6 protein-coding genes and 1 pseudogene are annotated in these 6,000 nt (G+C 32.4%); 4 read left to right on the forward strand and 3 right to left on the reverse strand.

The window, feature by feature from the left end; translation table 11 throughout:
• Positions 1–48: 48 nt before the first annotated feature.
• Positions 49–1,530, reverse strand: coding sequence for a diguanylate cyclase (locus tag ACI9TV_RS05475; RefSeq protein WP_415249758.1), 1,482 nt, complete (start codon positions 1,528–1,530; stop codon positions 49–51).
• Positions 1,531–1,660: 130 nt separating this feature from the next.
• Positions 1,661–1,852, reverse strand: a complete 192-nt coding sequence (locus ACI9TV_RS05480; protein WP_415249759.1) for a DUF2892 domain-containing protein — start codon at positions 1,850–1,852, stop codon at positions 1,661–1,663.
• A gap of 109 nt (positions 1,853–1,961) precedes the next feature.
• Between ACI9TV_RS05480 and ACI9TV_RS05485 the strand changes: the two genes are divergently transcribed.
• From ACI9TV_RS05485 to ACI9TV_RS05495, 3 genes are all read left to right on the forward strand, one after another.
• Positions 1,962–2,534: a cytochrome b/b6 domain-containing protein gene (locus ACI9TV_RS05485; protein WP_415249760.1), complete on the forward strand. Its 573-nt coding sequence runs from the start codon at positions 1,962–1,964 to the stop codon at positions 2,532–2,534.
• Between the two features lie 31 nt (positions 2,535–2,565).
• Positions 2,566–4,227, forward strand: coding sequence for a DNA primase (gene dnaG / locus ACI9TV_RS05490; protein ID WP_415249761.1), 1,662 nt, complete (start codon positions 2,566–2,568; stop codon positions 4,225–4,227).
• 255 nt (positions 4,228–4,482) lie between these two features.
• The gene (locus ACI9TV_RS05495; protein ID WP_415249762.1) at positions 4,483–4,902 is read left to right on the forward strand and encodes a hypothetical protein; all 420 of its coding nucleotides are present in this window, start codon (positions 4,483–4,485) and stop codon (positions 4,900–4,902) included.
• On the opposite strand, the gene ACI9TV_RS05500 is transcribed toward ACI9TV_RS05495, so the two are convergent.
• Positions 4,895–5,128 (reverse strand): hypothetical protein, encoded by a 234-nt coding sequence (locus tag ACI9TV_RS05500; RefSeq protein ID WP_415249763.1) that lies wholly within the window; start codon positions 5,126–5,128, stop codon positions 4,895–4,897. The genes ACI9TV_RS05495 and ACI9TV_RS05500 overlap by 8 nt on opposite strands.
• 108 nt (positions 5,129–5,236) lie before the next feature.
• On the opposite strand from ACI9TV_RS05500, the pseudogene ACI9TV_RS05505 reads away from it, so the two are divergent.
• Positions 5,237–6,000: pseudogene (locus ACI9TV_RS05505) on the forward strand (hypothetical protein); the annotation flags it as partial.

The following is a 6,000-nucleotide window of genomic DNA, read 5'->3' on the forward strand; positions in this document are numbered from 1 at the left end:
CAATATGGAGTATATCATGAAAGAATCAGAATTAAGATATTTTATAAATTATGAATATACAATTATTTGGTTTCTACCACTATCTTTAGCTTCATAAAGGGCATCATCAATTCTTTTCAATAATGAAATAGAATTGTCATTCTTACTTATTTCTGATAATCCACCGCTTATAGTAATGTGACCAACAGTTTCAAATGTATAGTTTTCAAGTGATGTGCGTATTTTTTCAAGCACTATTTTTGCTTCATCTTTATTTGTATGTGGAAGGAGTAAAACAAATTCTTCGCCACCCCATCTTGCAAGTACATCACTTTCTCGAATTGCATTTTTCATTATGTTAACACTTTGGACTAAAACATCATCTCCAATTTGATGACCATAAGTGTCATTTACTTTTTTAAAATAATCTAGATCTAGCATAGAGAGAGAAAAAGTATTGCAATAACGTTTATATTGTTCAATCTCATATTTTAGTACTTCGTCGAAGTGATATCGATTAAAAAGAGAAGTCAACTTATCATGAGACGATAAATATTCCAACTCTTTTCTCTCTGTAATATTCTCACGGAGTGATTGGTAACCTATAATATTATTATCAGAATTAGACAGAGGATGAATATGAAGATTAGTCCAGAATACTTCTCCATGCTTGTTTATATTTTTAATTTCTTTTTCCCATATGTCACCAGATGTAATTTTCTTCCACATATCTTGATAAAGTTCTTTTTTTTCAGTTGGAAAACGAAGAATCCTATGGTTTTTTCCGATGAGTTTATCTTTTTTATATCCTGTTAACTCACACATGGCCGTATTTACATGGGTAATATTACCATCAATATCTGTACGGGAAAGGGGAACATATTTATCGATGATTACTTGAGCTTCTTGAAGTTCTTTATATAGTTTTTTTAAAGTGTTTTTTTCATCTTCAACTCGGAAGTATTTTAAGAACCAATCCTTTTGAAATTTTAAAATTGTCCGGTAAGAAATAAGAACAAAAATATTTATAGCTATGATTACTAGTATAAGGATATCTCTAATAAAAAGATAATACACCAAATCTTTAGCAATTATATTTTGTAATTCACCCTCTACAGTGTCAATTTTAACTATAGCCTTATTAAAAACTTCATCGTACTCTATATTTGAAGTAGAACCTACAGATAAAATTTTTTTATTTGTAATTTTTTTGTAAGTTAGTTTTTCGAAATGATTAGTGAGTAGTAAAGCTTCTTTGATATGTGTTCTTATCGAAGGAAAATCCTCGTCAATTGGCAGGAAGATTCCTTCTTTGTTCGCTCCACCTTTAATCATAGCATTTAAATACCACTTAGCTTGCATAACATTACCATTGATTTGAGACTTTTTTACACTTTTATCTCCACGCATTAGTTTCTCATGCCAAAGATATGCTCTAGTTAATTCAAGTTTTGCTTCCATTGTCGCATCTACTAAGACAGAATGTTTTGCTGTCATTTTATTACCAAGGTTAAAACTATAGAGAATAACCCCAATACTTACCGATGACATTAACAATATTATTAAGACTACCACCCAGGGATATTTATTATATATATTACTCATATTCGAATTGTACTTGAAAAATATAATAAAATTAGTGTAGGAAAAATGTAGCACACTAGAATAAGTTTAACTTTAATTAATCTTTTTTACAACCAGTATTAATCTTTAAAAGAGGATAAAAAGGACAAAATCCTATAGCCCCCGTAAGTAATGGAACTAACCCAACTACTGCTAAAAGTATGTTACTGGTACCTAAACCATACACTATTAAACCTATACCTATTGAAATTCTTAATGCTCTGTCGAGTGGTCCTGCGTTAAAACACATTGTAAATCCTTTGTTTTGTTATTGATAGTGTAATTATTACGTATTCAAATATTTTTGTATGCTACTTAAGTTACATAAGGTTGATATACTTAGCTAGAAGGAAATTATTATGAAGTATTCTGTATCTTTTAGATTATGGCATTGGTTAAATGCGATTGTTGTTTTAGGACTGCTTGGGACTGTTTTTTTAAGAAAAACATTTTTAAGCTGGAGAAGCAATTCTGAGATTTTAATGAATAAACTTTTAGAGTTTGATATAGAGATTAGCGCAGAACAAGCAAAAATTCTAGCTAAGGCTATACGTGCAGGTATGTGGGAGTGGCATATTATTTTAGGCTACGCACTTACATTGTTACTTGTATATAGAATCTACTTATTTTTCACAAAGGCTATGACTAAAGAAAAATTTGCATCGCTGAGCTTACATAAAAAAGCTGTTGAAGTATTATATTGGTTATTTTATTTTACACTATTTTTTATGGCTGTAAGTGGATTAGTACTTACATTTCATGAGGAGATTGCAATTTCAAAAGAGTTAACTCATGATATTAAAGAGATACATGAACTTGTATTTAACTTTATTTTATTTTTTACAGTAGTACATATTGCTGGCGTGATTATCGCTGAACTAGGAGAGGAGGAAGGAATCATCTCTCGTATAATTAGTGGTAGTAAGAAGTAGTTTTTAATGGGAGCAAAGATATAATCCTTTTATGATTACCCAAGACTCTATAGAAGCCCTAAAGGCACGACTTGATGTTGTTGATGTTGTAGGCTCTTATGTGGAGTTAAAAAAGGCAGGGGTGAACTATAAGTCTCCTTGTCCTTTTCATGATGAAAAATCACCTTCGTTTGTAGTAAGCCCTCAAAAGCAGATTTATCATTGTTTTGGATGTGGTGCTGGTGGTGATTCTCTAAAGTTTGTTATGGAGTACGAAAAACTTAGTTACCCAGAAGCCTTAGAAAAACTTGCTGATACATATAACTTTACTCTTTCTTATACAGATAACAAACATAACAAACCCCGCTCTCAAGTTATGGACAAACTCCAAGAATGGTATAGTTCTCTTTTATCTTCAAAACAAACAGCAAACGATTATGTAAGAGAACGTGGGATTTATGAGGGCAGTGTTGAAAAGTTTGGTATTGGTTATGCCCCTGATTCTAACGGTACAATTAATTTTATAAAATCAAATGGTTTTACAATGCCTGAATCCGTAGATATGGGTGTAGTTGGATTTGCAGATGGACGTAATTTTGCACGATTTGTTGAGCGGGTAACTTTTCCTATTCATTCAGCTAACGGTTCTATAGTTGGTTTTGGTGGGCGAACCATAACAGGACACCAAGCTAAGTATGTAAATTCACCAGAAACGCCATTTTTTAATAAATCTCGTCTTTTATATGCGTACCATCATGCAAAACAAACCTTATACAAACAAAAAGAGATTATTATAACAGAGGGTTACCTTGATGTTATTATGCTTCATCAAGCTGGTTTTACAAATGCAGTTGCAACTTTAGGTACTGCACTCACACCTGAACACCTTCCACTTTTAAGAAAGGGTGAACCTAAAGTTATTATGGCTTATGATGGAGATAAGGCTGGTCGTGCGGCGGCGCTTAAAGCATCAAGACTATTAAGTGTTGGTGGATTTACTGGTGGTGTGATTATTTTTGGCGCGGGACTTGATCCTGCTGATATGGTGTATAACGGTGAAGTGGAAGCACTGGCAAATATGTTCCGTTTACCTAAGCCTTTTATTGAGTTTGTTTTGGATGAAATTTTATCTTTGTATGATTTACGAGATCCTAAGGCAAAAGAATCGTGTATGAATGAAGGCTTAGCATACCTTAAGACACTTTCTCCGCTTCTTCAAGAAGAATATAAAATATATCTCGCTTCGCGTTTGGGTGGTTTAGGTGTGAATCCATCACTTTTAAAAGTTACTAACACAACTAATACGCAGCAAAATACACCACGTATGCAGAAAAATACACATAAGGATATGTGGGAACTTTCACTTATAAAAACGGTAATAGAAAAACCACATTTTGTAGACATGGTTTTAGATGTTTTAGATCCATCCCTTTTAATGTTTCATTCACATGAATTTAATTTAGCACTTACTAATCAGACTGATTTACCAGAACTTATGGCGATTTTAGTTGATGAAAGCATTCATGTGCTTCAAGATGAAGATGCTCTTAAAGCTGAACTCCTTACTTTTTTGATGAACTACTATAGTGGTGAGTATAAAAGAGTACAGTTAAGAACAGATATATCTTTCGAAGAGAAAAGTTTCTATATTCGCAAATTTCGCGGTAAAATTGCGAAACTAAAACGAGGTGAACTGGTGTCATTTGGGGATTGATTTTTCCTAAGATGAGATTCTTGTGTTACAAGAAGGAAGTTCCATGAACGTGATGAAGATGAAGGGCTGCTAACTAAAGTAGCACTCCATATTGTAATACAAGTGTAGAGAATAGTTACACTATTTTGTATCATGATGATGAAGTCCGTGCTTTAGCACTTCAATCACATGATGCAATTCATCCTTTCACAATTATCTAAATATTTTTTGTTATACTATGCTTATATAATTTCAACTTATCAAGGAATGACAATTATGGCTGGTATACATTTTTCATTTATAGATTTTAAACAACTCCTCGCTTTAAATATTGGCATAGCAGATAGACTTGATGAAAATCGTGCTGAGAGCTTTACTATTTTGTATTGCAACTTAGAAGGGATAGATCAAGATGTTATAGATTATGCCTTAGAAAATATTTTAAGAACGTCTGACTCTATTGTGAATCATGAGAAAAATTACTTTTTTGTTCTTCCTTATACTGATAAGTATGGAGCGGAAATAGTCAAGAAAATGTTTGATGAAGCTTTTGCTAAATTTCTAAATTCTTTTTTACTTTCTTATCCAGCGGATGGCGAGAAACCAGAAGACTTACTTGGCGCAATGCAAGATAGCGTAAGTGTCTTCTGGAAGTATGACCTACCTTGTCTTGATAGGTTTGCTAAAGTTATTTAGCAGTATTTTTATAAAAGAAGATAGCATCAGCTATCTTTTGTTCTTTGTATATCTTCTTATCACACACATATCTACATATAACTGTTTTATTTTCCATCGCTTTTATATTTTCTTCTGTCCTTTTTGTATCAAATTTTGATAAATCTAAATGGTATTCTTTTGGTGTCTCAAAAGGGCTTATAGCAATGACAAGGATAGGAGTAAGTAAAATAAAGAGCTTTTTCATGAAACGTAGTATGGCATAAAATATCTAAATGCAAAATATAATATTTTTTTATTGGAATACATAATGCTTTAATTATTTAAAATATGAGATATTATATAGGAGATCAAGATGATTTTAGTAGACATAAAAGCTGAATCAGTAGCACCATCGCTTCTAGGTTCTGCTAATCTAAAAGATGAAAAACCAACTCTTTCTTTTTCTGAACTATTACGTGGGGCAAAGACTACTAAGGATGAACAGGGTGTTCAAAATGGATCCTTTGTTGTAGCTTTGGGAGGGGGAGAAAAAGATGTAAAAACTCTCAAAGATGTGAAGTTGATATCTTCAAAAGATACTCTGTCTTCTTTACTAAAAAATTCTGATGAGAAGACAGTTCTTACTGAAGATATAAAGCCCTTAGAACTTAACCCTAAAATAACACAGAATCTGAGTGTGGTAGAATTAAAAACTTTAATAGCTGATGCAAAACAATTTTTAAAAGATAAAATTCTTCAAAGTGTAGAATATAAAAAATCTGAAGTTAAAGACTTACCTAAAACACTTAAAGGTTTAACTCAAATGGCTAAAACGTTTGGGATAGATATGAGTAAAATAACACTTGAAGAGGTAAGAGGAAGTACTAAGGGCTTAGAAGTAGCAGTTAAGCAAGAGAATAAAAGTATTCTAAAAACAGATGTGAAACCAGTACATGCTGAGAAAACAGATATAAAACCAATGCATGCTGAGAAAACAGATGTGAAAGCAGTTCCTGCTGAGAAAACAGATGTGAAAGCTGTTCCTGCTGAGAAAACAGATGTGAAAGCAGTTTCTGCTGAGAAAACAGATGTGAAAGCAGTTTCTGCTGAGAAAACAGATGTGAAAGCTGTTCCTGC

The sequence above is a fragment of the Sulfurimonas sp. genome (genome assembly GCF_047622445.1).
Lineage (GTDB): Bacteria > Campylobacterota > Campylobacteria > Campylobacterales > Sulfurimonadaceae > Sulfurimonas.